The sequence below is a fragment of the Mycolicibacterium elephantis DSM 44368 genome (genome assembly GCF_004014805.1).
In the GTDB taxonomy this organism is placed as follows: domain Bacteria; phylum Actinomycetota; class Actinomycetes; order Mycobacteriales; family Mycobacteriaceae; genus Mycobacterium; species Mycobacterium elephantis.
In genome coordinates, this window is the sequence record NZ_ATDN01000034.1 from 119,748 (window position 1) to 142,640 (window position 22,893).

Annotated in this window: 21 protein-coding genes and 1 tRNA gene; 17 read left to right on the top strand and 5 right to left on the bottom strand. The window is 67.1% G+C overall.

Annotated elements, in window-relative coordinates:
* The 7 genes from MELE44368_RS20190 to MELE44368_RS20220 all read left to right on the top strand — a co-directional run bounded on the left by MELE44368_RS20190 (position 1) and on the right by MELE44368_RS20220 (position 6,350).
* Positions 1 to 933, top strand: coding sequence for an amino acid ABC transporter permease (locus MELE44368_RS20190; RefSeq protein ID WP_046754271.1), 933 nt, complete (start codon positions 1 to 3; stop codon positions 931 to 933).
* Between the two features lie 5 nt (positions 934 to 938).
* Positions 939 to 1,691, top strand: a complete 753-nt coding sequence (locus MELE44368_RS20195; protein WP_206613821.1) for an amino acid ABC transporter ATP-binding protein — start codon at positions 939 to 941, stop codon at positions 1,689 to 1,691.
* 5 nt (positions 1,692 to 1,696) lie between these two features.
* Positions 1,697 to 2,824 carry a MacS family sensor histidine kinase gene (macS, locus tag MELE44368_RS20200; protein WP_206613816.1) on the top strand — a complete coding sequence of 376 codons (1,128 nt, stop codon included), beginning with the start codon at positions 1,697 to 1,699 and terminating at the stop codon, positions 2,822 to 2,824.
* Positions 2,797 to 3,462, top strand: coding sequence for a response regulator (locus MELE44368_RS20205; protein WP_128110134.1), 666 nt, complete (start codon positions 2,797 to 2,799; stop codon positions 3,460 to 3,462). The genes macS and MELE44368_RS20205 overlap by 28 nt, the downstream gene beginning before the upstream one ends.
* 45 nt (positions 3,463 to 3,507) lie before the next feature.
* On the top strand, positions 3,508 to 5,286 hold the full coding sequence (locus MELE44368_RS20210; protein WP_128110135.1) for a DUF2339 domain-containing protein: 1,779 nt from the start codon (positions 3,508 to 3,510) through the stop codon (positions 5,284 to 5,286).
* Between the two features lie 55 nt (positions 5,287 to 5,341).
* Positions 5,342 to 5,833 carry a Dps family protein gene (locus tag MELE44368_RS20215; RefSeq protein WP_128110136.1) on the top strand — a complete coding sequence of 164 codons (492 nt, stop codon included), beginning with the start codon at positions 5,342 to 5,344 and terminating at the stop codon, positions 5,831 to 5,833.
* 64 nt (positions 5,834 to 5,897) lie between these two features.
* Positions 5,898 to 6,350 carry an SRPBCC family protein gene (locus MELE44368_RS20220; protein WP_128110137.1) on the top strand — a complete coding sequence of 151 codons (453 nt, stop codon included), beginning with the start codon at positions 5,898 to 5,900 and terminating at the stop codon, positions 6,348 to 6,350.
* Here the strand turns inward: MELE44368_RS20220 and MELE44368_RS20225 are convergent.
* A complete protein-coding gene (locus MELE44368_RS20225) occupies positions 6,322 to 7,638 on the bottom strand; it encodes an adenylate/guanylate cyclase domain-containing protein (RefSeq protein ID WP_409366142.1) in 1,317 nt (438 codons plus the stop codon). The genes MELE44368_RS20220 and MELE44368_RS20225 overlap by 29 nt on opposite strands.
* A 683-nt stretch (positions 7,639 to 8,321) precedes the next feature.
* On the opposite strand from MELE44368_RS20225, the gene MELE44368_RS20230 reads away from it, so the two are divergent.
* Positions 8,322 to 10,193 carry a cellulase family glycosylhydrolase gene (locus MELE44368_RS20230; protein WP_164890175.1) on the top strand — a complete coding sequence of 624 codons (1,872 nt, stop codon included), beginning with the start codon at positions 8,322 to 8,324 and terminating at the stop codon, positions 10,191 to 10,193.
* Between the two features lie 40 nt (positions 10,194 to 10,233).
* Here the strand turns inward: MELE44368_RS20230 and MELE44368_RS20235 are convergent.
* A tRNA-Leu gene (locus tag MELE44368_RS20235) sits at positions 10,234 to 10,307 on the bottom strand.
* A gap of 85 nt (positions 10,308 to 10,392) precedes the next feature.
* Between MELE44368_RS20235 and MELE44368_RS20240 the strand changes: the two genes are divergently transcribed.
* The 6 genes from MELE44368_RS20240 to MELE44368_RS20265 all read left to right on the top strand — a co-directional run bounded on the left by MELE44368_RS20240 (position 10,393) and on the right by MELE44368_RS20265 (position 16,306).
* Positions 10,393 to 11,016 (top strand): two-component system response regulator PdtaR, encoded by a 624-nt coding sequence (locus MELE44368_RS20240; protein ID WP_128110139.1) that lies wholly within the window; start codon positions 10,393 to 10,395, stop codon positions 11,014 to 11,016.
* Between the two features lie 197 nt (positions 11,017 to 11,213).
* Entirely contained in the window at positions 11,214 to 12,425 is a 1,212-nt protein-coding gene (locus MELE44368_RS20245) for a branched-chain amino acid ABC transporter substrate-binding protein (protein WP_128110140.1), read from the top strand.
* 81 nt (positions 12,426 to 12,506) lie between these two features.
* On the top strand, positions 12,507 to 13,553 hold the full coding sequence (locus MELE44368_RS20250) for a branched-chain amino acid ABC transporter permease (RefSeq protein ID WP_276050343.1): 1,047 nt from the start codon (positions 12,507 to 12,509) through the stop codon (positions 13,551 to 13,553).
* Complete coding sequence (locus MELE44368_RS20255; protein WP_128110141.1) at positions 13,550 to 14,755, top strand: branched-chain amino acid ABC transporter permease; 1,206 nt, start codon at positions 13,550 to 13,552, stop codon at positions 14,753 to 14,755. The genes MELE44368_RS20250 and MELE44368_RS20255 overlap by 4 nt, the downstream gene beginning before the upstream one ends.
* Entirely contained in the window at positions 14,752 to 15,579 is an 828-nt protein-coding gene (locus MELE44368_RS20260) for an ABC transporter ATP-binding protein (RefSeq protein ID WP_128110142.1), read from the top strand. Before MELE44368_RS20255 ends, MELE44368_RS20260 begins: the two co-directional genes overlap by 4 nt.
* Positions 15,563 to 16,306 (top strand): ABC transporter ATP-binding protein, encoded by a 744-nt coding sequence (locus MELE44368_RS20265; RefSeq protein WP_128110143.1) that lies wholly within the window; start codon positions 15,563 to 15,565, stop codon positions 16,304 to 16,306. The genes MELE44368_RS20260 and MELE44368_RS20265 overlap by 17 nt, the downstream gene beginning before the upstream one ends.
* 85 nt (positions 16,307 to 16,391) lie before the next feature.
* On the opposite strand, the gene MELE44368_RS20270 is transcribed toward MELE44368_RS20265, so the two are convergent.
* The 3 genes from MELE44368_RS20270 to MELE44368_RS20280 are packed head-to-tail and all read right to left on the bottom strand — an operon-like array spanning position 16,392 to position 18,314.
* The gene (locus tag MELE44368_RS20270; protein ID WP_128110144.1) at positions 16,392 to 16,652 is read right to left on the bottom strand and encodes a DUF167 domain-containing protein; all 261 of its coding nucleotides are present in this window, start codon (positions 16,650 to 16,652) and stop codon (positions 16,392 to 16,394) included.
* A gap of 28 nt (positions 16,653 to 16,680) precedes the next feature.
* Positions 16,681 to 17,880: a lipid-transfer protein gene (locus MELE44368_RS20275; RefSeq protein WP_128110145.1), complete on the bottom strand. Its 1,200-nt coding sequence runs from the start codon at positions 17,878 to 17,880 to the stop codon at positions 16,681 to 16,683.
* On the bottom strand, positions 17,877 to 18,314 hold the full coding sequence (locus MELE44368_RS20280; protein ID WP_164890176.1) for a Zn-ribbon domain-containing OB-fold protein: 438 nt from the start codon (positions 18,312 to 18,314) through the stop codon (positions 17,877 to 17,879). The genes MELE44368_RS20275 and MELE44368_RS20280 overlap by 4 nt, the downstream gene beginning before the upstream one ends.
* 239 nt (positions 18,315 to 18,553) lie before the next feature.
* Between MELE44368_RS20280 and MELE44368_RS20285 the strand changes: the two genes are divergently transcribed.
* The 3 genes from MELE44368_RS20285 to MELE44368_RS20295 all read left to right on the top strand — a co-directional run bounded on the left by MELE44368_RS20285 (position 18,554) and on the right by MELE44368_RS20295 (position 22,887).
* On the top strand, positions 18,554 to 18,853 hold the full coding sequence (locus MELE44368_RS20285; protein WP_128110146.1) for a hypothetical protein: 300 nt from the start codon (positions 18,554 to 18,556) through the stop codon (positions 18,851 to 18,853).
* Between the two features lie 65 nt (positions 18,854 to 18,918).
* Positions 18,919 to 21,651 (top strand): DNA polymerase I, encoded by a 2,733-nt coding sequence (gene polA, locus MELE44368_RS20290; RefSeq protein WP_128110147.1) that lies wholly within the window; start codon positions 18,919 to 18,921, stop codon positions 21,649 to 21,651.
* An 18-nt stretch (positions 21,652 to 21,669) separates the two neighbouring features.
* On the top strand, positions 21,670 to 22,887 hold the full coding sequence (locus tag MELE44368_RS20295) for a threonine/serine exporter family protein (RefSeq protein WP_128110148.1): 1,218 nt from the start codon (positions 21,670 to 21,672) through the stop codon (positions 22,885 to 22,887).
* The last annotated feature ends 6 nt before the right edge of the window (positions 22,888 to 22,893 follow it).

Below are 22,893 nucleotides of genomic sequence, written 5' to 3' on the forward strand. Positions count from 1 at the left end.
ATGACGCACGTCGACACGCCGCCAACCGACAGCCCGGCCGCAATCGACGCGGTCCCGCTTCGTCACCCGTGGCGTTGGTTCGCGGCGGTCGTCATCGTCTTCCTGGTCGGTCTGTTCCTCTACGGCGCGGCGACCAACGAGGCCTACCGCTGGTCGACGTACTGGGAGTACCTGTTCAACGAGCGGGTCCTCAAGGTCGGCGTGGCCAACACGCTGCAGTTGACCGTCTATTCGATGGTGCTCGCGATCGCGCTGGGCGTCGTGCTCGCGGTGATGCGGTTGTCCCCGAACCCCGTGCTGAAAGCGGTTGCGTGGGTGTACTTGTGGATCTTTCGCGGCACCCCCGTCTACGTGCAGTTGGTGTTCTGGGGACTGATTCCGACCATCTACCAGAACGTCCGGCTGGGAGTCCCGTTCGGCCCGGCGCTGTTCGAGCTCGACCTGCAGAGCCTGTCCATCCCGTTCCTGCTGGCCATTCTCGGGCTCGCGCTCAACGAAGCCGCCTACATGGCCGAAATCATCCGGGCCGGAATCAGTTCCGTGCCCGAGGGGCAGGCAGAGGCGTCGACGGCGCTGGGCATGTCGTGGGGTATGACGATGCGCCGCACCGTGCTACCACAGGCCATGCGGGTCATCATCCCGCCGACCGGCAACGAGGTCATCAGCATGCTGAAGACCACGTCGCTTGTCACCGCGGTGCCGTTCACCCTGGACCTCTACGGCATCACCTCCCGCGAGATCGCCGCGCGCACTTTCGAACCCGTTCCGCTGCTGCTGGTGGCCGCGACCTGGTACCTGGTGATCACCAGCGTGCTCATGGTCGGTCAGTACTACCTCGAGCGGTATTTCTCCAGGGGCGCGTCGCGCAAGCTGACGACCAAACAACTCGAAGCACTGGCCAGGGCGCAGACCGCGGGCGAGGCGCATCCATGACGCCGATGGTCAAGGCCGAGCAGGTTTGCAAGAACTTCGGCGCCCTTCAGGTCCTCAAGGGCATCACCCTGGAGGTCGGCAGGGGCGAGGTGCTGTGCATGGTGGGGCCGTCGGGGTCGGGCAAGTCTACGTTTCTGAGGTGCATCAACCATCTCGAGCAGGTGAACGCCGGCCGCCTCTACGTCGACGGCGAACTGATCGGCTACCGCGAGCGCGGCAACAAACTGCACGAGATGGCCCCGCGAGACGCCGCCAAACAACGGCGCGATATCGGGATGGTGTTCCAGCACTTCAACCTCTTCCCGCACCGCACCGCGCTGGAGAACGTCATCGAGGCGCCGATCCACGTCAAACGGGTCAAGAAGGCCGACGCGATCGCTCGGGCAAGGGATCTGCTCGAACAGGTCGGCCTGTCGGCGAAGGCCGACGCCTATCCCGCGCAACTCTCCGGCGGCCAGCAGCAGCGGGTTGCGATCGCCAGGGCGCTGGCGATGAACCCCAAGCTGATGTTGTTCGACGAACCGACCTCCGCCCTTGACCCCGAGCTGGTGGGCGAGGTGCTCGGCGTGATGAAACGCCTTGCCGCCGAAGGGATGACGATGGTCGTGGTGACCCACGAGATGGGCTTCGCGCGCGAGGTCGCCAACCAGCTGGTGTTCATGGACGGCGGCGTCGTGGTGGAGAGCGGGCCACCCCGAGAGGTGCTCGCCAACCCGCAACACGAACGCACGAAGGCGTTTCTGTCCAAGGTGCTGTGAACACCATGCCGGAATCCGCGCCCGACCCGGCCACGCCATTGTGGCGCGCCGCCCAGGTGTTCCGGCTGCTGAGTTGCGTTTACGCGCTGGGCTTTCAGATCGCCGTCAACCCGGCGCTGGACCGGCCCGCGATCGGGTGGCTGCTGTTCGGCGTGCTGATCGCCTGGAGCGCGGCCTGCGCGGTCGCCTACTTGAGCGGCTTCGGCCGCCGCCGTTCCTGGGTGCTGGCCGAGATCGTCGTGGTGCTGGCGTTGATTCTGTCCACCGAACTGGTGGCCTCCGACCAGTGGGCGTTGGAGAACCAGTCATTGCCGACGACCCTGTGGGCCACCAACGCCACGATCTCGGCGGCCATCCTGATGGGTCCGATCGCCGGAATGCTCACCGGGGTGGCCGTGATGATCGCCGGCACGGTGGTGAAGGGCGTGGTCAACTACGATCTGGTCGGCAACGCGACCATCGTCATCGAACTCGCGGTCGGTCTCGCGGTCGGGATGGCCGCCCAGACCGCGCGCCGCGCGCACGCCGAGCTGGATCAGGCGGCCCGGCTGGCGGCAGCCCAGCAGGAGCGGGAGCGGTTGTCGCGCGAAGTGCACGACGGCGCGATCCAGGTGCTGGCGCTCGTGTCCCGGCGTGGCCGCGAGATCGGCGGCGCCACCGCGGAATTGGCGGAGATGGCCGGTGAGCAGGAGCGGGCGTTGCGGCGGTTGGTCAGTTCGGCCGATGCCGAACCGCGGGTGGGTCAGATGACCGACATCGGTGCGCTGCTGCGAACGCAGGCCTCCGACCGGGTGTCGGTGAGCCTGCCGGCCGAGCCGGTGCTGCTCGACGCGCACACGGCGAGCGAACTGTACGCGGCGGCGACCAACGCGCTGGACAACGTCACCGCCCACGCCGGACCGGGTGCCCACACCTTCGTGTTGCTCGAAGATCTGGGTGATGCGGTCACCGTCAGCGTGCGCGACGACGGCGTCGGCATTCCCGACGGCAGGCTGGCCGAGGCGGTCAACGAAGGACGCGTGGGCATCGCCAAATCGATTGTGGGACGCATGAACTGGTTGGGCGGCAGCGCGAAGCTCACCACCGGGGCGGAAAGCGGGACGGAATGGGAACTGACGGTACCCCGACGGTGATGGTGGTCGACGACCACCCGATCTGGCGCGACGCGGTGGCCCGCGACCTCGAGGAAGACGGGTTCACCGTCGTCGCCACCGCCGACGGCGTCGCGACCGCCCGGCGCCGGGCCGCCGCGGTGCAACCGAATGTGGTCCTGATGGACATGCGGCTTGCCGACGGCGACGGTGCGACGGCCACCGCCGAGGTGCTCGCCGTGTCGCCGTCGTCGCGGATCCTGGTGCTGTCGGCCTCCGATGAGCGCGACGACGTCCTGGAGGCGGTGAAGGCGGGGGCCACCGGATATCTGGTCAAGAGCGCCTCCAAGCAGGACCTGGGCGAGGCGGTGCGGGCGACGGCCGAGGGCCGCGCGGTGTTCACGCCCGGCCTCGCCGGCCTGGTGCTGGGGGAGTACCGGCGGATCGCGCAGAACCCCGCACAGGACCCGCAGGCGCCGAGCCTGACCGAACGGGAGACCGAGATCTTGCGCCATGTCGCGAAAGGGTTGACCGCCAAGCAGATCGCCGCGCGTCTCTCGCTGAGCCATCGCACGGTCGAGAACCACGTGCAGGCCACGTTCCGCAAGCTTCAGGTCGCCAACCGGGTCGAGCTGGCCCGATACGCGATCGAACACGGGTTGGACAAGGAATCCGAGTAGTCCTACTCATCCGGGATCGGTGCCGCAGCTGCGACGATTGTCGCCATGACCGAACCGCAGCATGCCGTCATCGCCCGACTGTCGGCTGACTTCGCCGCGATCTCGCAATACATGGCGAGGGTGTCCTCCGACCTGACCCAGCTGGACCGGCTGCTGGCCGAGCGACCGGCGGTCCAGGCGACGCCCGCGCCGACGGCGTCGTACTGGCCGCAGTACGCGCCACCGCAGTACGCCGCGCCGCATTACCCCCAGCCGCAACAGGCGCAGCCGATCCCACAGGCCCCACCCCGGCAACCCCGCGACGAGGGCTGGATCGGCAAGGTGCTCGCCGTGGCCGGTGTAGCGGTCACATTGATCGGCGTCGTACTGCTGCTTGTGCTTGCGGCGCAGGCCGGCATCCTGCGCCCGGAGATCCGTGTCGCGGCCGGCGCGGCGCTCGCTGCCGGCCTGGTCGGCACAGCGGGATGGTTGTGGACGCGGCCCGGTGGGCGCATCGGCGCCATCGCGTTGGCGGCCACCGGCATCGCCGCGGCGTACATGGACGTCATCGCCGTCACCACGATCTACGACTGGGTGTCCGCACCGGTGGGCCTCGTCGTCGCTGCGGTGATCGGCGGGGCGGGGCTGACGTTGGCGCGACGCTGGGATTCGCAGCAGCTGGGGCTGCTCGTGCTGATCCCGCTGCTGGTGCTGGCGCCGATCGTGGTCGGCGACATCAATCTGCTGCTGGTCGCGTTCATGCTCGCGCTGGCGGCCGCCTCGTTGCCGGTCCAGCTGGGCAAGGACTGGATCTGGCTGCACGCGGCGCGCATCGCCGCGGCCACCGTTCCACTGCTGCTGGCACTGGTCGCGGTCAGCTTCGACGACGGCCGCGACATGGCGCTGGCACTGGCGTGCGGCATCGCGGCGGTGCTGGCGATCGTCGCCGCGTTGATCCTGTCGCTGTGGACCGTGAACCGGGTCGCGATGGCGCTGCTCACCGCCGCCGGTGTGCTGCCGGTTCTGTGTGTGGGCCTGGCCGCGAGTCGGCTGGTCGCCGCGGCGATGGCGGCAGCCCTGTCGGCGGCACTGCTGGCGATCGTGCTCGCCGGTCGGGGGCTGCCTGCGGTCGCGGGCGCGGCGCGGCAGGTGTGGGCGGTGTTGGCGGCCGTCGCGGCGCTGATCGCGGTGCTGGTCGCGTTCGACGGGCATATCGCCGGGCCGGTGCTGTTGGCGATGGCGCTGGTGGTGGCGGTGGCCGGGCGCGCCGAGACGGTCGCGAGGTGGACAGCCGTCGGGTTCGCCATCGTGGGTGGTGGTTTCTACTTGAGCTACGCCCCGCCGGATTCGTTGATCGAAGCGACCGCGACGACGCCGGCCACGGGCATCTCCACGGTGATCGCGAGCCTGCTGCTGATCGCCTGCGCCGTGGTGATCGTCTGGTCGTTCCCCGGCCGGGACTCCACGGCGTGGGCCGGAGCCGCCATCGTGGTGGTCTATGCGCTCACGGCGCTCACCGTCACCGCCGGAGTGCTGATCGGCGGCGAGGGCGGCGGCTTCTTCGGCGGCCACATGGCGGCGACCATCTGCTGGATCGCGCTGGCCGCCGCGCTGTTCGGGTATGCCGCGCGGGTGCCGCGGGCGGACCGGTCGCTACCGATCGGCGGGGGACTGGCGCTGGTCGCGGCCGCGATGGCCAAGCTCTTCCTGTTCGATCTCGGGACGTTGGACGGGATCTTCCGGGTGGTGGTCTTCATCGTCGTCGGCCTGGTACTGCTGGGAATGGGAGCGGGTTATGCCCGGTTGCTCGAAAGGCAGGACCAGCAAAAAGAGCAGTCGGTGTGATATTCACCATCTATTAAACTGGATTGGATCCAATTTAGGAGGTGTTGAAGTAGACATGACTACCAACGCACGTCGAACCGAAGAGGAAATCCAAGAATTCGTCGCCTCGGCCGAGCTGAGCGCGAACCTGCAGCGGGTGCTCGTCGACCTGATCGAGCTGCACCTGCAAGGCAAGCAGGCGCACTGGAACGTCGTCGGGACCAACTTCCGTGACCTGCACCTGCAGCTCGACGAACTCGTCGACTTCGCCCGCGAGGGCAGCGACATCGTCGCCGAGCGCATGCGCGCACTGTGGGCCGTGCCGGACGGCCGAACCGACACCGTGGCAGCCACCACGACGCTTCCGCAGTTCCCGGCCTATGAGCAGAGCACAAGCGAGGTCGTCGACCTGATCGCGAGGCGCACCTATGCCGTCGTCGACACCATTCGCTCGGTGCGCGACGCCGTCGAGGCCGAGGACGCGGCCAGCGCCGACATCCTGCACGGGCTGATCGAGGGCCTGGAGAAGCAGGCGTGGCTGATCAAGTCGGAGAACCGCAAGGTCTGATCCCGTTGGCCTCACAACCGCATACGACCGCATCGTTTCGCACGGGGGTGGGTATCCCACCCCCGTGACTGTGAGAAGAGACGTCCACGCCTCGCGCCAGCAGGTGTGGGATGTGTTGGCCGACGGCTGGACCTATTCGCAATGGGTGGTCGGCAACAGCCGGATGCGAGCCGTCGACCCGAACTGGCCGGAGCCTGGCTCCAAGATCTGCCACTCCATCGGCGTCTGGCCGCTGGTGATCAACGACGTGACCGTTGTCGAGCACAGTGAGCCGCTCGAGGAGCTGGTGCTGCACGCCAAGGGCCGCCCCTTCGGTGGTGCCCGGATCGTGTTGCGGCTCAGCGATATTCCCGACGGCTGTCGGGTGGAGATGGAGGAGTTCCCGGTGAGCGGGCCGGCTTCCGTCCTGCCGAGCCGGCTCTCCGACATGGCGATGTGGCCGCGCAATCGGGAGACGTTGTGGCGGTTGGCCGCATTGGCCGAGCAGCTCAAGCCGACCGAGGTGTCGGACCGCTGACCGGTTGCAACTCGACGGCGTTGCGCACCGCCTCGTCGTCACGGCGGCCCACCAGATACCACGTGTGCATCAGACCCTTGCCCTTGACTTCGACCGGCCCGCGCTCCTCGAACAGAAACTTGTCCTTGAGCCGCTCGTAGACGTTCTGCGGGACCTGGATTCGGCCCTCCACGTCCGTGGTCTCCATGCGCGACGCGACGTTGACGGCGTCGCCCCAGACGTCGTAGAAGAACTTGCGCGCCCCGACGACGCCGGCCACCACCGGGCCGGCTGCCAACCCGATACGCAGCGGCACTTCGCGACCGCGCGGGTCGCGCAGGTCCGCGACCGCATCGGCCATGTCCAGGGCCATACAGGCCAGCGCCTGGAGGTGGTCTTCCCTCGGGTGGGGCACACCGCTGACCACCATGTAGGAATCACCGCTGGTCTTGACCTTCTCCAGACCGTGGCGGTCGACGAGCGCGTCGAGGTCGGTGTAGAGGCGGTCGAGAAAGCGGACCAGATCGCTGGGCGCGGTGTCGCTGGCGCGCTTGGTGTATCCGGCGATGTCGGCGAACAGGATCGAAGCATCGTCGTACTTGTCGGCGATGATGTTGCGGGTCGGATCCTTGAGCCGGTCGGCGATCGTGGTGGGCAGGATGTTGGCCAGCAGCCGTTCGGACCGGTCGTATTCGGCCTCCATCGCCAGCCGGGCACGCCGGATCTCACGCAGCGCATACCAGAGGGTCGCCACCAGCAGGATCCACGCGCTGATCACGGTCAGCACGAACGACGTCTGAAACGCCCACGGGGGCTGCCGCCCGGTGTCGTTGGGCACGAGAAACTCGAGCAGGATGACCGCGGCGGCGCCGATCGAGGCGAGCACCGCCGCCAGTACCAGGTGGTCGATGCCCAGGACCACAACCGTGATCGCCGCGGCGACCACGAAGTACAGCTGAAGGCCGGTGCCGGTGCCCAGATACACGCACAGCACGGTGACGACGGCATAGGCGACCGCGAAGAAGACCAGCGGTGCCACCAGTTCCCCGAACCTGCAGAGGAGCGGGATCATCAAGAATACGAGCGCGCAGCCGAGATTCAGCAGCGGAATCCACCAGATCTCCCGATTGACCAGCCACCCCTGGATCGCGAAGAAGACGATGATGGCCGCGCTGATCATCGCGGTCACGTTCAGCACCCGGCGACGACGTTCGGCCGAGGTGGTGTAGTGGCGCGCGCTGGCCGGGGCGCGACTGTCTAGCGCCAGGTCCGGCACGCAGACGGCTCGGAACTTCGCCACCACAGTCAAAGCGTAGCGCCGTGCGTCCGCGACAACCTGCGACTTTGACACCACCGGATGCAAACCGACTTTGCCCGCCGAATTCCGGTCGTCGCATCGCCGAAAATCGGAGAATTTGCCCGCCTCTCGGGCCTTCGGAATTACGGGCGAGCGGTCGAGCCCCGGGGCCAGACGGGTGCACCGTGTCCCGCCGAGGTCGATCGCAAACACGAGCGGCAGCGTGTACGACACCGGATTTCCCGATATCGACCACCACGCGCCCTCTCTCGTTGAAAATCACCGGCTTCGATAATTTCCACTTATATGGCGTTGCTTCTGTTAGAGCAAGCTAGTGGTGGGTAGACCTCAATTCGCCTTTGGTGACCGCTATTGATCTAGGCAATCGAGTTATTTGTGGATAGACTTCAATGGCTTTTTTGACATTGCAGCGATCTAACTAGATTTTGCTGTATTCGCGTAAACCCGCATGTCTGACGGAGGTGTAGGGGCGGGGTGACTTTTGTATCACGCCCTGTTCTCCAATCGCGCAATTGGCGCATCTTCGATGGGCTAATTTGAATGCATCGCGCAGGAACGCCGTAGCGCTGGTCGAGAACAGGAGTGCCATGAGGGCCGTCATCAACCGTCGTCTGCAGCGCTGGGCAATCGCATCAGTGATTGCGGCTGCACCGTTGGCTGTCTTGTGCGCGTATGTGACGAATTTGCTCGTGCCGACCGAGCCGTTACCGAAACCGAGCTATGACGCGGCGGCGCTTCACATCGTTCCCACGGCGACCATCAACGACGATTCCACGACGATCGGAATCGCCGATTCGGACATGTACGACCCGAACCTCACCGACGAGGAGATCATCAAGCGCTTCGACGACATGCAGGCGCTGGGGGTCAACACGGTTCGGGTGCTCATTCCGTGGGGGGCGATCCAGCAGGCCGAACCGGGAAGCCCGTTGGAAGTGCTGTTCCCGGAGGACTGGAGCCGGATCGACTTCATTCTCAGCCAGGCCCAGGAACGTGACATGGCCGTCCTCGGCGTGCTGAACTCCACCCCCTACTGGGGCGGGGCAGACGGCAGCGGATGCCTCGGATGCCCAGGGGTGGCGCCGGATCCGACGAAGTTCGCCGAGTTCGCGGGTGAAGCGGTCACCCGCTTCAACGAGCTGTACCCGGGCGTCGTCTCCGCCTACGAGGTGTGGAACGAGCCCAACTATTACCGGTCCTGGGTTCCGGTGGTCGACCCCGTCGGCTACACCGAGGTGCTCAAGGCCGCCTATACCGCGATCAAGGCCGCCGATCCCAACGCGACCGTCGTCGCGGGGGTGCTGGCCGCGGTCGTGTCGGCAGGCGGCTTCACGATGGATCCGGTGACCTTTGTGCGCACCATGTATGCCAACGGGGCCAAGGGATACTTCGACGCGCTGTCCTATCACCCGTATAGCTATGACCGGCCGTTCGGTGAGCAGAACCCCAACTTCATCTCGCCGCTGCGCACGCTGCTGGAGATGCGCCAGACGATGCTCGACAACGGGGACGAGCTGGTGAAGATCTGGGCAACCGAATACGGGCTGCCGACCTCGATGGTCACCTACCAGCAGCAGGCCGACTTCATCGAGGACTTCCTGAACACCTGGGCGTACGGCCTCACCGATGAGCAGATGGCGCAACTGCCCGCCCAGTTCCGCGAGCTGGCTGCGGACTGGAGAAATTGGATCGGCCCGGCGTTCATCTACACGCTGCGCGACCGACTGGCCGCCTCCGATAGCGAGCAGGGCTCGATGGGGCTCTACTACTTCGATGAGGTCAGCGGTGAGTGGAAGATGAAGCCCGCCGCCGAGGTCATCAAGTGGATCATCGAAGAGCGTACATCGAACAGTTTCGCCGAGGCGCTGGCCGCGTCGCTGCAGAAGCTCGTCCAGCAGGTGGCCGAGTCGGTGGCGGCGGCGGTGCAGACCGCGGTGGTGCCCGCGGTGACGCAGACCGTTGCGCAGGTCGGCGCCCAAGTCGCCGACGCGTTGGCGAACGCCCTCGCGGCCTGGCTGGGGTCGCTCGGGAAGCCGGCGCCGGTGGCGGCCGGCGTGACCGCGACGGACGCGCCGTCGCCGGTCGACCATGTCGTTCAGGACGGGACCGATGTGGTGGCCGAGCCCGAGGTCACCGAACCCGTCGCGCCCGCTGAGCCCGTCGAGTCGGACGTCGTCGACGAGGGCGATGTCGAGGTGCTCGCCGCCAGGGACGACGCGGACGAGGTCGACGACGCCACTGAGGTCGACTTCACTGAGGTCGACGTCACGGACGTCGACGTCACGGAGGTCGACGTGGATGAGGATGTGCTGGATGACGAGGACCTCGACGCGGACCTCGACGTGGACCTGGACGTGGACCTCGACGTGGATGACGTGACGGACACCGACGGCACTCCGAGCGGTGCCAGACACGCCCAAGGCGATGTCGAGAAGGCGACGACCGTCGACGCCATCAAGGACCGGCTGGCAGGCGAAACGGCCGCCTCAGACGCGGACACCGGAGGAAAGGCCGGGGGTGACACCGGCGCGGACGCGGCGGCCTGACGGAAACCGTTGTGCCACAGCGGCCGCAGAGTGCAAAGCGTGCCCTCGGTGGGATTCGAACCCACACTGTCTGGGTTTTGAGTCCAGTTCCTCTGCCAGTTGGGATACGAGGGCATCGGGACGAATGTTCCCGCGGCTTTCTACCTTAGAGGATGACCCGACGTCGCAGATCGCGGCCGCTACCGCCACAATATCCACCATGACCGGGTCACCGACCGACGCTCAGAAGTCACGCCGCGTTCTCGTCGCCGAAGACGAGGCGCTCATCCGCATGGATTTGGCCGAGATGCTGCGCGACGAAGGCTACGAGATCGTCGGCGAGGCCGGTGACGGCCAGGAAGCCGTCGACCTGGCCGAGCAGCTCAAGCCCGATCTGGTGATCATGGACGTCAAGATGCCCCGCCGGGACGGCATCGACGCGGCCTCGGAGATCGCAAGCAAGCGCATCGCTCCCATCGTCATCCTCACCGCGTTCAGCCAACGCGACCTCGTCGAGCGCGCCCGAGACGCCGGCGCGATGGCGTACCTGGTGAAACCGTTCACCGTCACCGACCTCATCCCGGCCATCGAAGTGGCGGTCAGCCGGTTCCGCGAGATCACCGCACTGGAGGACGAGGTCGCCACCCTGTCGGACCGGTTGGAGACCCGCAAGCTCGTCGAGCGTGCCAAGGGTTTGCTGCAGACCAAGCACCAGATGACCGAACCCGAGGCGTTCAAGTGGATCCAGCGCGCCGCGATGGACCGCCGGACCACCATGAAGCGGGTCGCCGAAGTGGTGCTGGAAAACCTCGACACGCCCGAGGAAGCTCCGCCGGCGAGCTGAGAAATCGTCCGCGTCCGGTAAACACTGCGTTTCCGAAGTCGCGGTTTGTCGTATTCGACAAGCCTGACCACGCGACGCGCGTGCCAACAGCACGCGCCACAGCCATGCGTTGGCTAAGGTCTTCCCGGGGCGTCGCCGCCTATCCGAACCCCTGGGCTGGTGTGATGCCGACGAGAACTTCGATCGGGAGGTGAAACGTGCGCGGTCGCGTAGCACGGAATGCAGTCGCTGTCGGTAGCGCGGGCCTGCTCGCGTTGGCGTTGGCGGGCTGCCAACAGTCCGAGCCCGGCGAGGACACGGGGCAGACCGACCTCAAGATCGTCGAGCAGGTGCAGATCGACCAGAACGGGACGGAGGTGCCGCCCGACGAAAGCGCCGCACCCGCCGATCCCGCCGGCGACGGGCAGGCGCAGTGCCCGCCGGTCTCGATCGCCATGGCCGGTGCGCTCAACGGGCCGGACGCCGCGCTGGGCATCAACATCAAGAACGGCATCCAGCTGGCGGTCGACAAACACAACGCCGCCAACCCGGGCTGCCAGGTACAGCTGAAGACCTTCGACACCGAGGGCGACCCGCAGCGCGCCACCCAGATCGCACCGCAGATCATCAACGACGCCTTCACGATCGGCCTGATCGGGCCGGCCTTCTCCGGGGAGACCATGGCCACCGGCGACGTGTTCAACCAGGCCGGCCTCGTCGCGGCCACTGCCTCGGCCACCAACGTGACGCTGTCCGACAAGGGCTGGCGCACCTTCTTGCGCGGTCTGGGCAACGACGGCGTGCAGGGACCCGCGGTGGCCAACTACATGAAGAACACCCTGGGCCACCAGAAGGTGTGCGTGGTCGACGACAGCACCGACTACGGTCTCGGCCTGGCGCAGACCGTGCGCGAGACGCTCGGCCCGGTCGCCGACCCCGCGTGCAACATCTCGGTGAAGAAGGGGGACAAGGACTTCTCGGCCGCGGTGACGCAGATCAACGGCGCCAGCCCGGACTCCCTGTTCTTCAGCGGTTACTACGCCGAAGCGGCACCGTTCGTGCAACAGCTCAAGGACGGCGGCTTCACCGGCACCTTCGTCAGCGCCGACGGCGCCAAGGACCCTGAGTTCGTCAAGCAGGCCGGCGACGCGGCGAAGGATGCCATCCTGTCCTGCCCGTGCGGTCCGTCCACGGGCAGCTTCGCCGAGGAGTACCGGCAGAAGTTCAACCAGGAACCGGGCACCTACAGCAGTGAGGGCTACGACCTGGGCACGATCATGCTGAAGGGCATCGACTCCGGTGCCATCACGCGGCCGGCGCTGCTGGAGTTCGTTCGCAATTACGACGGCCGGGGAGTGGCGCGCCAGTACCAGTGGTCACCCACCGGTGAGCTCACCTCCAGCCTGATCTGGATCTACAAGGTTCAGTAGCCACCTAGGCGGGACGCGTCCGAGACCGTATGGCTCGGACGCGTTTTCGCTAGAAGACCAGCCGCGAGGAGCCGCCACCGGATGACCGGGATTGTCGCCGAGTGCGTCGGCGAGGCTGCCTGCGTGGCCGCCAGCATCAGCTTCAACCTCGACGGGCTGCGAGACGGCTTCTGGCAGCTGACAATCGACGGCCTGTCGTGGGGCGCCATCTACGCCCTGGTGGCGGTCGGCTACACGCTGGTCTACGGGGTGTTGAAGCTGATCAACTTCGCCCATTCCGAGGTCTTCATGTTCGGCATGTTCGGCGCGTACTTCTGCCTGGACATGATCCTGGGCTTCACCCCGAGCGGGAACACGTACAACAAGGGCGTCGCCCTGACGGTGCTGTATCTGGGCATCGCGATGCTGTTCGCGATGATGGTGTCGGCAGGCACCGCGGTCGGTTTGGAGGCGGTCGCATATCGACCGCTTCGCAACCGGGGGGCCGAACGGCTGTCGTTTCTCATCACCGCGATCGGCATGTCGTTCGTATTGCAGGAGTTCGTGCACTTCATCCTGCCGAAGATCATCGAGGGGTACGGCGGCTCCAACGCGCAGCAGCCGATCCGGCTCGTCGCCCCCGAAACCCAGTTCACGGTGTTCGGCGCCGCGGTCTCCAACATCACGCTGATCATCGTCATCGCGGCGCTGATCCTGGCCCTGCTGACCGACCTGACGATCAACCAGACCAAATTCGGCCGCGGCATCCGTGCGGTGGCCCAGGATCCCGACACAGCGACGCTGATGGGCGTTTCCAAGGAACGCGTGATCATGATGACGTTTCTGATCGGCGGCCTGCTGGCGGGCGCGGCGGCGCTGCTGTACACCCTGAAGGTGCCCCAGGGCATCATCTACTCCGGCGGGTTTCTGCTCGGGATCAAGGCGTTCTCCGCCGCGGTGCTCGGCGGCATCGGCAACCTGCGCGGCGCGCTGCTCGGCGGCCTGCTGCTGGGCATCATCGAGAACTACGGGCAGGCCGTGTTCGGCACGCAGTGGCGTGACGTGGTGGCGTTCGTGTTGCTGGTTCTGGTGTTGTTCTTCCGCCCGACCGGAATACTCGGCGAGAGCCTGGGGAAGGCACGAGCATGAGGCCCAGCGAGAAGCCCACCGCGCCACACGCATCGAGGTGGTCCGGCAAGCTGCTGGCGCCCGGGGACGCGGTGCGGCACTGGTGGGATCGCCTGTCGCGGGTGCAGAAGTGGGGCTTCGGGATCATCGCCTTCGGGCTGCTGGCGTTTCTGCCGCTGTTTCCTCCGCCGTTCCTCACCACCCCGAACATCAGCTTCGGCGGCACGATGGCCCAGTTCGCCATGGTCGCGATCATCGCGATCGGGCTCAACGTCGTGGTCGGCCAGGCCGGCCTGCTCGACCTCGGCTACGTCGGCTTCTACGCCGTCGGCGCCTACACCGTCGCACTGCTGACCAGCCCCAACAGCCCGTGGAACAGGATGGGCCCCACCGGTTGGCTGCACGAGGACTGGGCCTGGCTGGCCTGCGTGCCGTTGGCGATGGCCATCACCGCGCTGAGCGGCCTCATCCTCGGCACGCCGACGCTTCGGCTCCGCGGCGACTATCTGGCCATCGTCACACTCGGATTCGGCGAGATCATCCGGCTGATGGCCGACAACCTGTCCGAGGTGACCAACGGACCGCGCGGGCTCAACGAGGTCGCCTATCCGCGGGTGGGGGCGAGCGAACGGCTGCCCGACGGGGTGTTCTCCAGCGGCAACTCCGCAGGCGACACCAACTACGGCACCTGGTGGTTCTGGCTCGGCATCGTCCTCATGGTCATCATCCTGGTGATGGTCGGCAACCTCGAACGCAGCCGCGTCGGGCGCGCCTGGATCGCCATCCGGGAGGACGAGGACGCCGCAGAGGTCATGGGCGTCAACGCGTTCCGCTTCAAGTTGTGGGCGTTTGTGATCGGCGCGGCGATCGGGGGGCTGTCGGGGGCGCTCTACGCCGGGCAGGTGCAGTTCGTCGCACCGCCGACGTTCAACATCATCAACTCGATGCTGTTCTTGTGCGCGGTGGTGCTGGGCGGGCAGGGCAACAAACTGGGTGTGGTGGCCGGTGCGTTCGTCATCGTCTACCTGCCGAACCGGCTGCTCGGCGTGGAGTTCCTCGGGATCAATCTCGGCGACCTGAAGTACCTGTTCTTCGGGCTGGCGCTGGTGATGCTGATGATCTTCCGCCCGCAAGGACTGTTCCCGGCGCGCCAGCAACTGCTGGCCTACAGTAAAGCCGCGCGCGATTTGTTGCGCTCGCCGGAGAAGGAGTCGGCGCGGTGACGATCGAGGAACTGGCAGGCGTCCACCGCGACATCCACGCCGCGGAGGGTGAGATCCTCTTGCAGACAAAGGATCTGACCATGAAGTTCGGCGGCCTGGTGGCGCTGGACTCGGTGTCGTTCGATATCCGTCGCGGCGAGATCCTCGGCCTGATCGGCCCCAACGGCGCAGGCAAGACCACCTGCTTCAACGCGATCACCGGCATCTACCGGCCGACGGCGGGCACCGTGCTGTTCGACGGCGCGCCGCTGGGCCGGATCAAGCGCCACCAGATCACCCGCCGCGGCATCGCCCGCACCTTCCAGAACATCCGGCTGTGGGGCGAGATGACCGCGCTGGAGAACGTGATGGTCGGCACCGACGCCCGGCACTTCACCTCGGTGCCCGGCGCGCTGGTCCGGAGCCCGCGCCACCGCCGCGAGGAACGCTCGGCGATCGAGAGATCGGCTGCCCTGCTTCATTTCGTGGGGATCGCGCACCGCGGCGAGGAGAAGGCGAAGAACCTGTCCTACGGCGACCAGCGGCGCCTCGAGATCGCCCGCGCGCTGGCCACCGAGCCCAAGCTGCTGTGCCTCGACGAACCGGCCGCCGGGTTCAACCCACGGGAGAAGGCCGCGCTGATCGAGCTGATCCAGAAGATCCGCGACGACGGCTACACCGTGCTGTTGATCGAGCACGACATGCGGCTGGTCATGGGGGTGACGGACCGTATCGTGGTGCTGGAGTTCGGCCGCAAGATCGCCGACGGGCTGCCGAGCGAGATTCGCGAGGACCCCAGGGTCATCGCGGCCTACCTGGGAGTGTCCGATGACGAAATCGAGTGACGACAAGCCGATCGTGCTCGAGCTGCGCGACGTCGTCGTGCAGTACGGGCGCATCCGGGCACTGCACGGCATCTCGTTGGTGGTCCGTGACGGCGAACTCGTGACCCTGCTGGGCTCCAACGGCGCGGGCAAGACGACGACGATGCGGGCGATCTCGGGACTTCGACCGCTCACCTCCGGATCGGTGTGGTTCGACGGCGCCGACATCACCAAGCTCAAGGCGCACCTTCGGGTTGCCCGCGGCCTGATTCAGGCGCCAGAGGGCCGCGGGGTGTTTCCCGGCATGACGGTCATAGAGAACCTCGAAATGGGTTGCTACGGGCGCAAGTTCGCGTCCCGCGCCGAGCACAGGGAACGGCTGGACTGGGTGCTGGAGTTGTTTCCGCGGCTCGCCGAGCGCCGCACGCAGGTCGGCGGCACGCTGTCGGGCGGCGAACAGCAGATGCTCGCGATCGGACGAGCGCTGATGGCCCGACCGCGGGTGCTGCTGCTCGACGAGCCGTCGATGGGGCTGGCGCCGATGGTGATCTCGCAGATCTTCAAGATCATCGCCGACATCAATGCCCAGGGCACCACCGTGCTGCTCGTCGAGCAGAACGCGCAACAGGCGCTGAGCCGTTCCGACCGCGCCTACATTCTGGAAACCGGTGAGATCACCCGGTCGGGTGACGCGCGAGAGTTGTTGGCCGACGACAGTATTCGGGCCGCCTACCTCGGCGTCGCCTGAACTGTTCCCGCTTGGTGGCGAGTGTGCGTGTCTGCGAGCGACACGCCGACAAGATCCGCGAGTTCACGCACGCTCGCGGCGGGCCCTAGTCGATCCGGAAGCGCTTGATCCGCGCCGTCCTACCCGACACCAGCCGCACCCGGCTCGGAGCCACGCCGAGGTGTCGCGCCAGCACCTTGACGACGGCCTCGTTGGCCTTACCGTCGACGGCGCGCTCCTGGACGTAGACCGTCAACGACCCGTCGGCGCCGGCCTCGACCAACGGTCCCTTTCGGCTGCCCGGCTTGACCCGTACGACGAGCGTGCGCGAACTCGCCGCGGAACCCGGTGTGTCGCCCTCAGACACGCACCCTCGCCGAAAGACGGGGAGGCCGCTAGCGGGCCACGATCACCGACGAGCCGTGGCCGAACAGGCCCTGGTTCGCGGTGACCCCGACCTTCGCGCCCTCGACCTGCCGACCGGTGGCCTGCCCCCTGAGTTGCCAGGTGAGCTCGCACACCTGCGCGATCGCCTGCGCCGGAATCGCCTCACCGAAGCACGACAGCCCACCGGACGGGTTGACCGGGACCTTGCCGCCGATGGTCGTCGCGCCGCTGCGCAGCAACTGTTCGGCCTCACCCTTGGCGCACAGGCCGAGATGCTCGTACCAGTCGAGTTCCAGCGCGGTGGACAGGTCGTACACCTCGGCGAGGTCGACGTCCTCGGGACCGATGCCGGCCTCGGCGTACGCGGCGTCGAGGATCTGGTCCTTGAACACCCGCTCGGGCGCGGGCACCGCCGCGGTGGAATCCGTTGCGATGTCCGGCAACTCGGGAAGATGCTGCGGATAGCGCGGCGTCACCGTGCTCACCGCCCGCACCGACGGCACCCCGTCGAGCGAGCCGAGATGCTTCTGCGCGAACGCCTTGCTCGCCACGATCAACGCCGCCGCGCCGTCGGACGTCGCACAGATGTCGAGCTGCCGCAACGGATCGGCGACCATCGGGCTGGCCATCACGTCGTCGACGGAGGATTCCTTGCGGTAGCGCGCATTCGGGTTCTGCAGGCCGTGCCGCGAGTTCTTCACCTTGACCTGGGCGAAATCCTCGGTCGTCGCGCCGTAGAGGTCCATCCGGCGACGGGCCAGAAGCGCGAAGTACACCGGGTTCATCGCCCCGATGAGGTGGAAGCGCTGCCAGTCCGGGTCGTTCTTGCGCTCTCCGCCGACGGGTGCGAACGCCCCCTTGGGCGTGGTGTCCGCGCCGATCACCAGCGCGACGTCGCAGAAACCCGCCAGGATGTGCGCCCGCGCGCTCTGCAGGGCCTGCGAGCCGCTGGCACACGCGGCATACGAGGACGAGACCGGAACGCCGTTCCAGCCGAGCTTCTGGGCGAACGTCGAGCCGGCGATGAAACCGGGGTAGCCGTTCCGGATGGTGTCGGCGCCCGCCACCATCTGAATCTGCGGCCACTCCAACCCGGCCTCGGCCAGCGCCGCACGGGCGGCGACCACGCCGTACTCGGTGAAGTCGTTGCCCCACTTGCCCCACGGGTGCATGCCCGCGCCAAGGATGTAGAGCGGTTCTGGGCTCATTGGGCGATCCTCCATGCGTACACGACGCGCTCGACGCCGTCATCGTCGACGTACAGGGTCATGGTGGTCAGCTCCATCTCCATGCCGACCTCGAGATCTTCGGCCAGCGTGCCTTCCACCACTTTGCCCAGAATGATCAGGCCTTCGTCGGCCAGCTGCACGGCTGCGATCGCGAACGGCTCGAACGGATCGGGCGCCGGATACGGCGCCGGCGGCGGATAGCGGTTTTCGGTGTAACTCCACAGGGCTCCGCGCCGGGACAGCGGCACCTGTGCCAACTCGTCGCCGTCACATGTGGGGTTGGGGCAATTGTTGGCGCGCGGGGGGAACACATAGGTTCCGCACCGATGGCATTTGCTGCCGATCAGATAGGGCGCGCCGGACTCGTCGGTGGCGAACCATCCGTCGATGGCTGGCTGAGTAGCTGCGGACACGTCGGTCAGCCTACCGACCCGCGAAACCGAGCTGAAACGTGTTCCAGTTTCGCCGCCCGAACGAGACGGCACCGAACCCCGCCGGACCGCCAACTCGGCGATTCCGCACCGTATATGCGGTTGCAAGGGTAGCGTCCGACCATACATCACGATCCGGGAGCGGGCAGATGGGGGCCGGCGGAGCGATGGGGCGTCGTGCCCGAAAACGGGAACCGGCGCCTCGTTCGTCGAGGACGACCATGGACGTACGCACCGCCGGACCGATCAACCTCGCGGCGACGGGCGGGCCCGCAATGCGTCCCCGTGATGCCGACGATCCGATCTGGCAGCCGATCAACGGCATCTCGTTACAGGACTACGCCAGGCTCGCCCGCGAGGCGCAGGCGCGTGGAATCGTCGACCAGGCCGGGATGGTCCGCGTCGCGAAGGAACTGGGCTGGAACCCCGCCGAGACCAAGGTCGCGTTCGACGGCTGGCTGGTGCGGATCGGTCAGTCAGCGGAGGTCGGTCAGCGGTTCCGCATGTTCCTCGGCTTTTGAGGGGGCTTTTGAGGGGCTTCCGAGGGTGCCTACTGCTTGTCACCCTCGGTGCATAGAGTAAGGCCGTGAGCCCAGCCAGCACCGCCACCGACAAGAAGACCGGTTCGGCTCCTGCAGCCGATCAGAAGCCGACATTGATGCTGTTGGACGGCAATTCGCTGGCGTACCGGGCGTTTTACGCGCTGCCCGCGGAGAACTTCAAGACCAGGGGCGGGCTGACCACCAACGCCGTATACGGCTTCACCGCGATGCTGATCAACCTGCTGCGCGACGAACAGCCCACCCACATCGCGGCGGCGTTCGACGTGTCGCGGCAGACGTTTCGGGTCGACAAGTACCCCGAATACAAGGCCGGCCGATCGACCACCCCGGACGAGTTCCGCGGCCAGATCGACATCACCAAAGAGGTGCTGGGCGCGCTCGGCATCACCGTGCTGGCCGAACCCGGTTACGAAGCCGACGACATCATCGCCACCCTGGCCACGCAGGCCGAGGAGGCCGGGTACCGCGTGCTGGTCGTCACCGGCGACCGGGACGCACTGCAACTGGTGAGCGACAACGTCACGGTGCTGTATCCGCGCAAGGGCGTCAGCGAGCTCACCCGGTTCACCCCGGAGACCGTGGTCGAGAAGTACGGGCTGACCCCACAGCAGTACCCGGACTTCGCGGCGCTGCGCGGTGATCCCAGCGACAACCTTCCGGGCATCCCCGGCGTCGGGGAGAAGACCGCGACGAAGTGGATCGCCGAATACGGCTCTCTGCAGGGGTTGGTCGACAACGTCGACGCCATCAAGGGCAAGGTGGGCGACGCGCTGCGGGCCAACCTGTCCAGCGTGGTGCTCAACCGGGAGTTGACCGACCTGGTCAGGGACGTGTCGCTGGCGCAGACCCCCGACACGCTTCGCATGCAGCCGTGGAACCGCGACCAGATCCACCGGCTGTTCGACGATCTCGAGTTCCGGGTGCTGCGCGACCGGCTGTTCGAGACGCTGGCATCCGCCGATCCCGAGGTCGACCAGGGTTTCGAGATCCGCGGCGGCGCGCTCCAGCCGGGCGAGCTGGCCACCTGGCTGACCGAACACAGCTCGGGCGGCCGGTTCGGGTTGGCCGTGGTGGGCATGCATCAGGCCTTCGACAGCGACGCCACCGCGCTGGCCATCGTCGCCGCGGACGGCGACGGCCGCTACATCGACACCGCCACGCTGACGCCCGAGGACGAGGCCGCGCTGGCGTCGTGGTTGGCCGATCCCGGCGTGCCGAAGGCGCTGCACGAGGCCAAGCTCGCGATGCATGACCTGGAAGGCCGCGGCTGGAAGCTCGAGGGCGTCACGTCCGACACCGCCCTGGCCGCCTACCTGGTGCGGCCCGGGCAGCGCAGCTTCACGCTCGACGACCTGTCGCTGCGATACCTCAAGCGCGAACTCCGCGCGGAAAAGCCTGAACAGCAACAACTTTCGTTGCTCGATGACGGCGACGGCGTCGACGACCAGGCGGTCCAGACCCTGATCCTGCGGGCCAGCGCGGTGATGGACCTCGCCGACGCGCTCGACGAGGAACTGGCGCGGATCGACTCGCTGGCGCTGCTGAGCAACATGGAACTGCCGGTGCAGCGGGTGCTGGCCGAGATGGAGACCGCAGGCATCGCCGTCGACCTGGACCGGCTCGGCCAGCTGCAGAGCGAGTTCGCCGACCACATCCGCGACGCGGCGGAGGCCGCGTACGCGGTGATCGGCAAGCAGATCAACCTCGGCTCGCCTAAACAGCTGCAGGTGGTGCTGTTCGATGAGCTCGAGATGCCGAAAACCAAGCGCACCAAGACCGGCTACACCACGGACGCCGATGCGCTGCAGAGTCTCTTCGAGAAGACCGGCCACCCCTTCCTGCAGCATCTGCTGGCGCACCGCGACGCCACCCGGCTCAAGGTCACCGTCGACGGGCTGCTGAACTCGGTGGCCTCCGACGGGCGCATCCACACCACGTTCAACCAGACCATCGCCGCGACGGGCCGGTTGTCGTCGACCGACCCGAACCTGCAGAACATCCCCATCCGCACCGAGGCGGGCCGGCGCATCCGCGACGCGTTCGTCGTCGGCAAGGGCTATGCGGAGCTGATGACGGCGGACTACAGCCAGATCGAGATGCGCATCATGGCGCACCTGTCCAAGGACGCCGGGTTGATCGAGGCGTTCCGCACGGGGGAGGACCTGCACTCGTTCGTCGCGTCCCGCGCGTTCGACGTGCCGATCGACGAGGTCACCCCGGAACTGCGGCGGCGGGTGAAGGCGATGTCCTACGGCCTGGCCTACGGGTTGAGCGCCTACGGGCTGGCGGCCCAGCTCAAGATCTCCACCGAGGAAGCCAAGGTGCAGATGGAGCAGTACTTCGACCGGTTCGGCGGTATTCGCGACTACCTGCGCGACGTCGTCGACCAGGCCCGCAAGGACGGCTTCACCTCCACGGTGTTCGGCCGGCGGCGTTATCTGCCGGAACTGGACAGCAGCAACCGGCAGGTCCGCGAGGCGGCCGAGCGCGCCGCGCTCAACGCACCGATCCAGGGCAGCGCCGCCGACATCATCAAGAAGGCGATGATCAACGTCGACAAGGCGATCAAGGACACCGGGTTGAAATCGCGGATGCTGCTGCAAGTGCACGACGAGCTGCTGTTCGAGGTCGCGCCGGACGAGCGCGACACCCTTGAGAAGCTGGTGCGTGAACAGATGGGCAACGCCTACCCGCTGGACGTCCCGCTGGAGGTCTCGGTCGGGTTCGGCCGCACGTGGGACTCGGCGGCCCACTAGGCGACGACCCAGAGACTCATGGAGAAGCCCGCCGACAGCCAGCAGATTCAATTCCTGGCTCGGCTGGGCTCGGCGATGGGGGCGGCGAACTACCCGGTCACCCTGATCCGGCGGATGCTGGAACGGTCATCCGCCGCCTACGGTGTGCCCAACGACTTCCTCGCCCTGCCCAACACCGTGCAGGTCGTCGGGCCGGCGACCGGCAGCGGCACGACGATGAAATCGGCTCATCTGGACACCGACCTGCGGTTCGATCAGACCTTTCCGTTGGCGCGGCTGGTGACGGCCACCATGCGCGGCCAGGTCGATCCGGTCGAGGGCAACGCTCAGCTGGACCGCGTCCTGGCCCTGCCGCCCCGGTACCCCGAGTGGGTGACCGTGCTCGGCTACGGCGTGTGGAGCGCGGGCCTCGGGCTGGTGCTGGAACCCACGCCGCTGAACCGGCTGGGCGCCACCGTGTTGGGGCTGATGGTGGGGCTGATCGCGGTTCTGGGGCGACGGGCGGGTGTCGCCGCCCAGCTGGTGCCGGTGGTCAGCGCCTTCGCGGTGGCCGCCGTCAGCATCGCGGTGGCCGAATACCTCGGCCTGGACCACATCGGGCTGCGCGCCCTGATCCCGCCGCTGGCGATGTTTTTGCCCGGTGCTGCCATCACACTGGCGGTCATCGAACTGACCTCACGCGACACGATCTCGGGATCCGGTCGTCTGGTCGGCGGGTTCATGCAGTTGGCTCAGCTGGTCTTCGGCATCCTGATCGCCGTCCAACTTCTCGGCGAGGACACCGCCAACCTCAGCTCCGTCGCGCTGAACAAGCTGGGGCCGTGGGCACCGTGGGCGGGGGTGGCGGTCTACGCCGTCGGCGTCATGCTGTTCCTCGGCCCGCCGAGGTGGTTCCTGCCGTGGCTGCTGGTCGTGTCCTACGCCGCGTACACCGCCCAATACCTCGGCGACCTGGTGCTTGGCAGCTACGCCAGCGGTTTCTGCGGCGGTCTGGTGCTGACCCTCAGCGCGTTGAGCCTGTCTCGGCGGCGGGCGGCACCGCCTGCCATCACGATGATCCTGCCCGGGTTCTGGCTGCTGGTGCCGGGCTCGATGGGCCTGATCGGGATCGCCGAGTTGTTCGGCGCGGACGGTGACTCCGCGCTCGGCGTCACGTTCATCTCCATGTTCTCCGTGGCGATCGGCCTGCAGACCGGCTTCGTACTGTGGCGGCTGATCCGGCGGCGTCACTTCTGACCGGGT

Excerpts from the sequence above, each read along its gene's own strand:
- MELE44368_RS20190 (WP_046754271.1), top strand. The coding sequence starts at position 1 with ATGACGCACGTCGACACGCCGCCAACCGACAGCCCGGCCGCAATCGAC.
- MELE44368_RS20195 (WP_206613821.1), top strand. The coding sequence starts at position 939 with ATGGTCAAGGCCGAGCAGGTTTGCAAGAACTTCGGCGCCCTTCAGGTC.
- macS (WP_206613816.1), top strand. The coding sequence starts at position 1,697 with ATGCCGGAATCCGCGCCCGACCCGGCCACGCCATTGTGGCGCGCCGCC.
- MELE44368_RS20205 (WP_128110134.1), top strand. The coding sequence starts at position 2,797 with ATGGGAACTGACGGTACCCCGACGGTGATGGTGGTCGACGACCACCCG.
- MELE44368_RS20210 (WP_128110135.1), top strand. The coding sequence starts at position 3,508 with ATGACCGAACCGCAGCATGCCGTCATCGCCCGACTGTCGGCTGACTTC.
- MELE44368_RS20215 (WP_128110136.1), top strand. The coding sequence starts at position 5,342 with ATGACTACCAACGCACGTCGAACCGAAGAGGAAATCCAAGAATTCGTC.
- MELE44368_RS20240 (WP_128110139.1), top strand. The coding sequence starts at position 10,393 with ATGACCGGGTCACCGACCGACGCTCAGAAGTCACGCCGCGTTCTCGTC.
- MELE44368_RS20250 (WP_276050343.1), top strand. The coding sequence starts at position 12,507 with ATGACCGGGATTGTCGCCGAGTGCGTCGGCGAGGCTGCCTGCGTGGCC.
- MELE44368_RS20255 (WP_128110141.1), top strand. The coding sequence starts at position 13,550 with ATGAGGCCCAGCGAGAAGCCCACCGCGCCACACGCATCGAGGTGGTCC.
- MELE44368_RS20265 (WP_128110143.1), top strand. The coding sequence starts at position 15,563 with ATGACGAAATCGAGTGACGACAAGCCGATCGTGCTCGAGCTGCGCGAC.
- MELE44368_RS20275 (WP_128110145.1), bottom strand. The coding sequence starts at position 17,880 with ATGAGCCCAGAACCGCTCTACATCCTTGGCGCGGGCATGCACCCGTGG.
- MELE44368_RS20285 (WP_128110146.1), top strand. The coding sequence starts at position 18,554 with ATGGACGTACGCACCGCCGGACCGATCAACCTCGCGGCGACGGGCGGG.
- MELE44368_RS20295 (WP_128110148.1), top strand. The coding sequence starts at position 21,670 with ATGGAGAAGCCCGCCGACAGCCAGCAGATTCAATTCCTGGCTCGGCTG.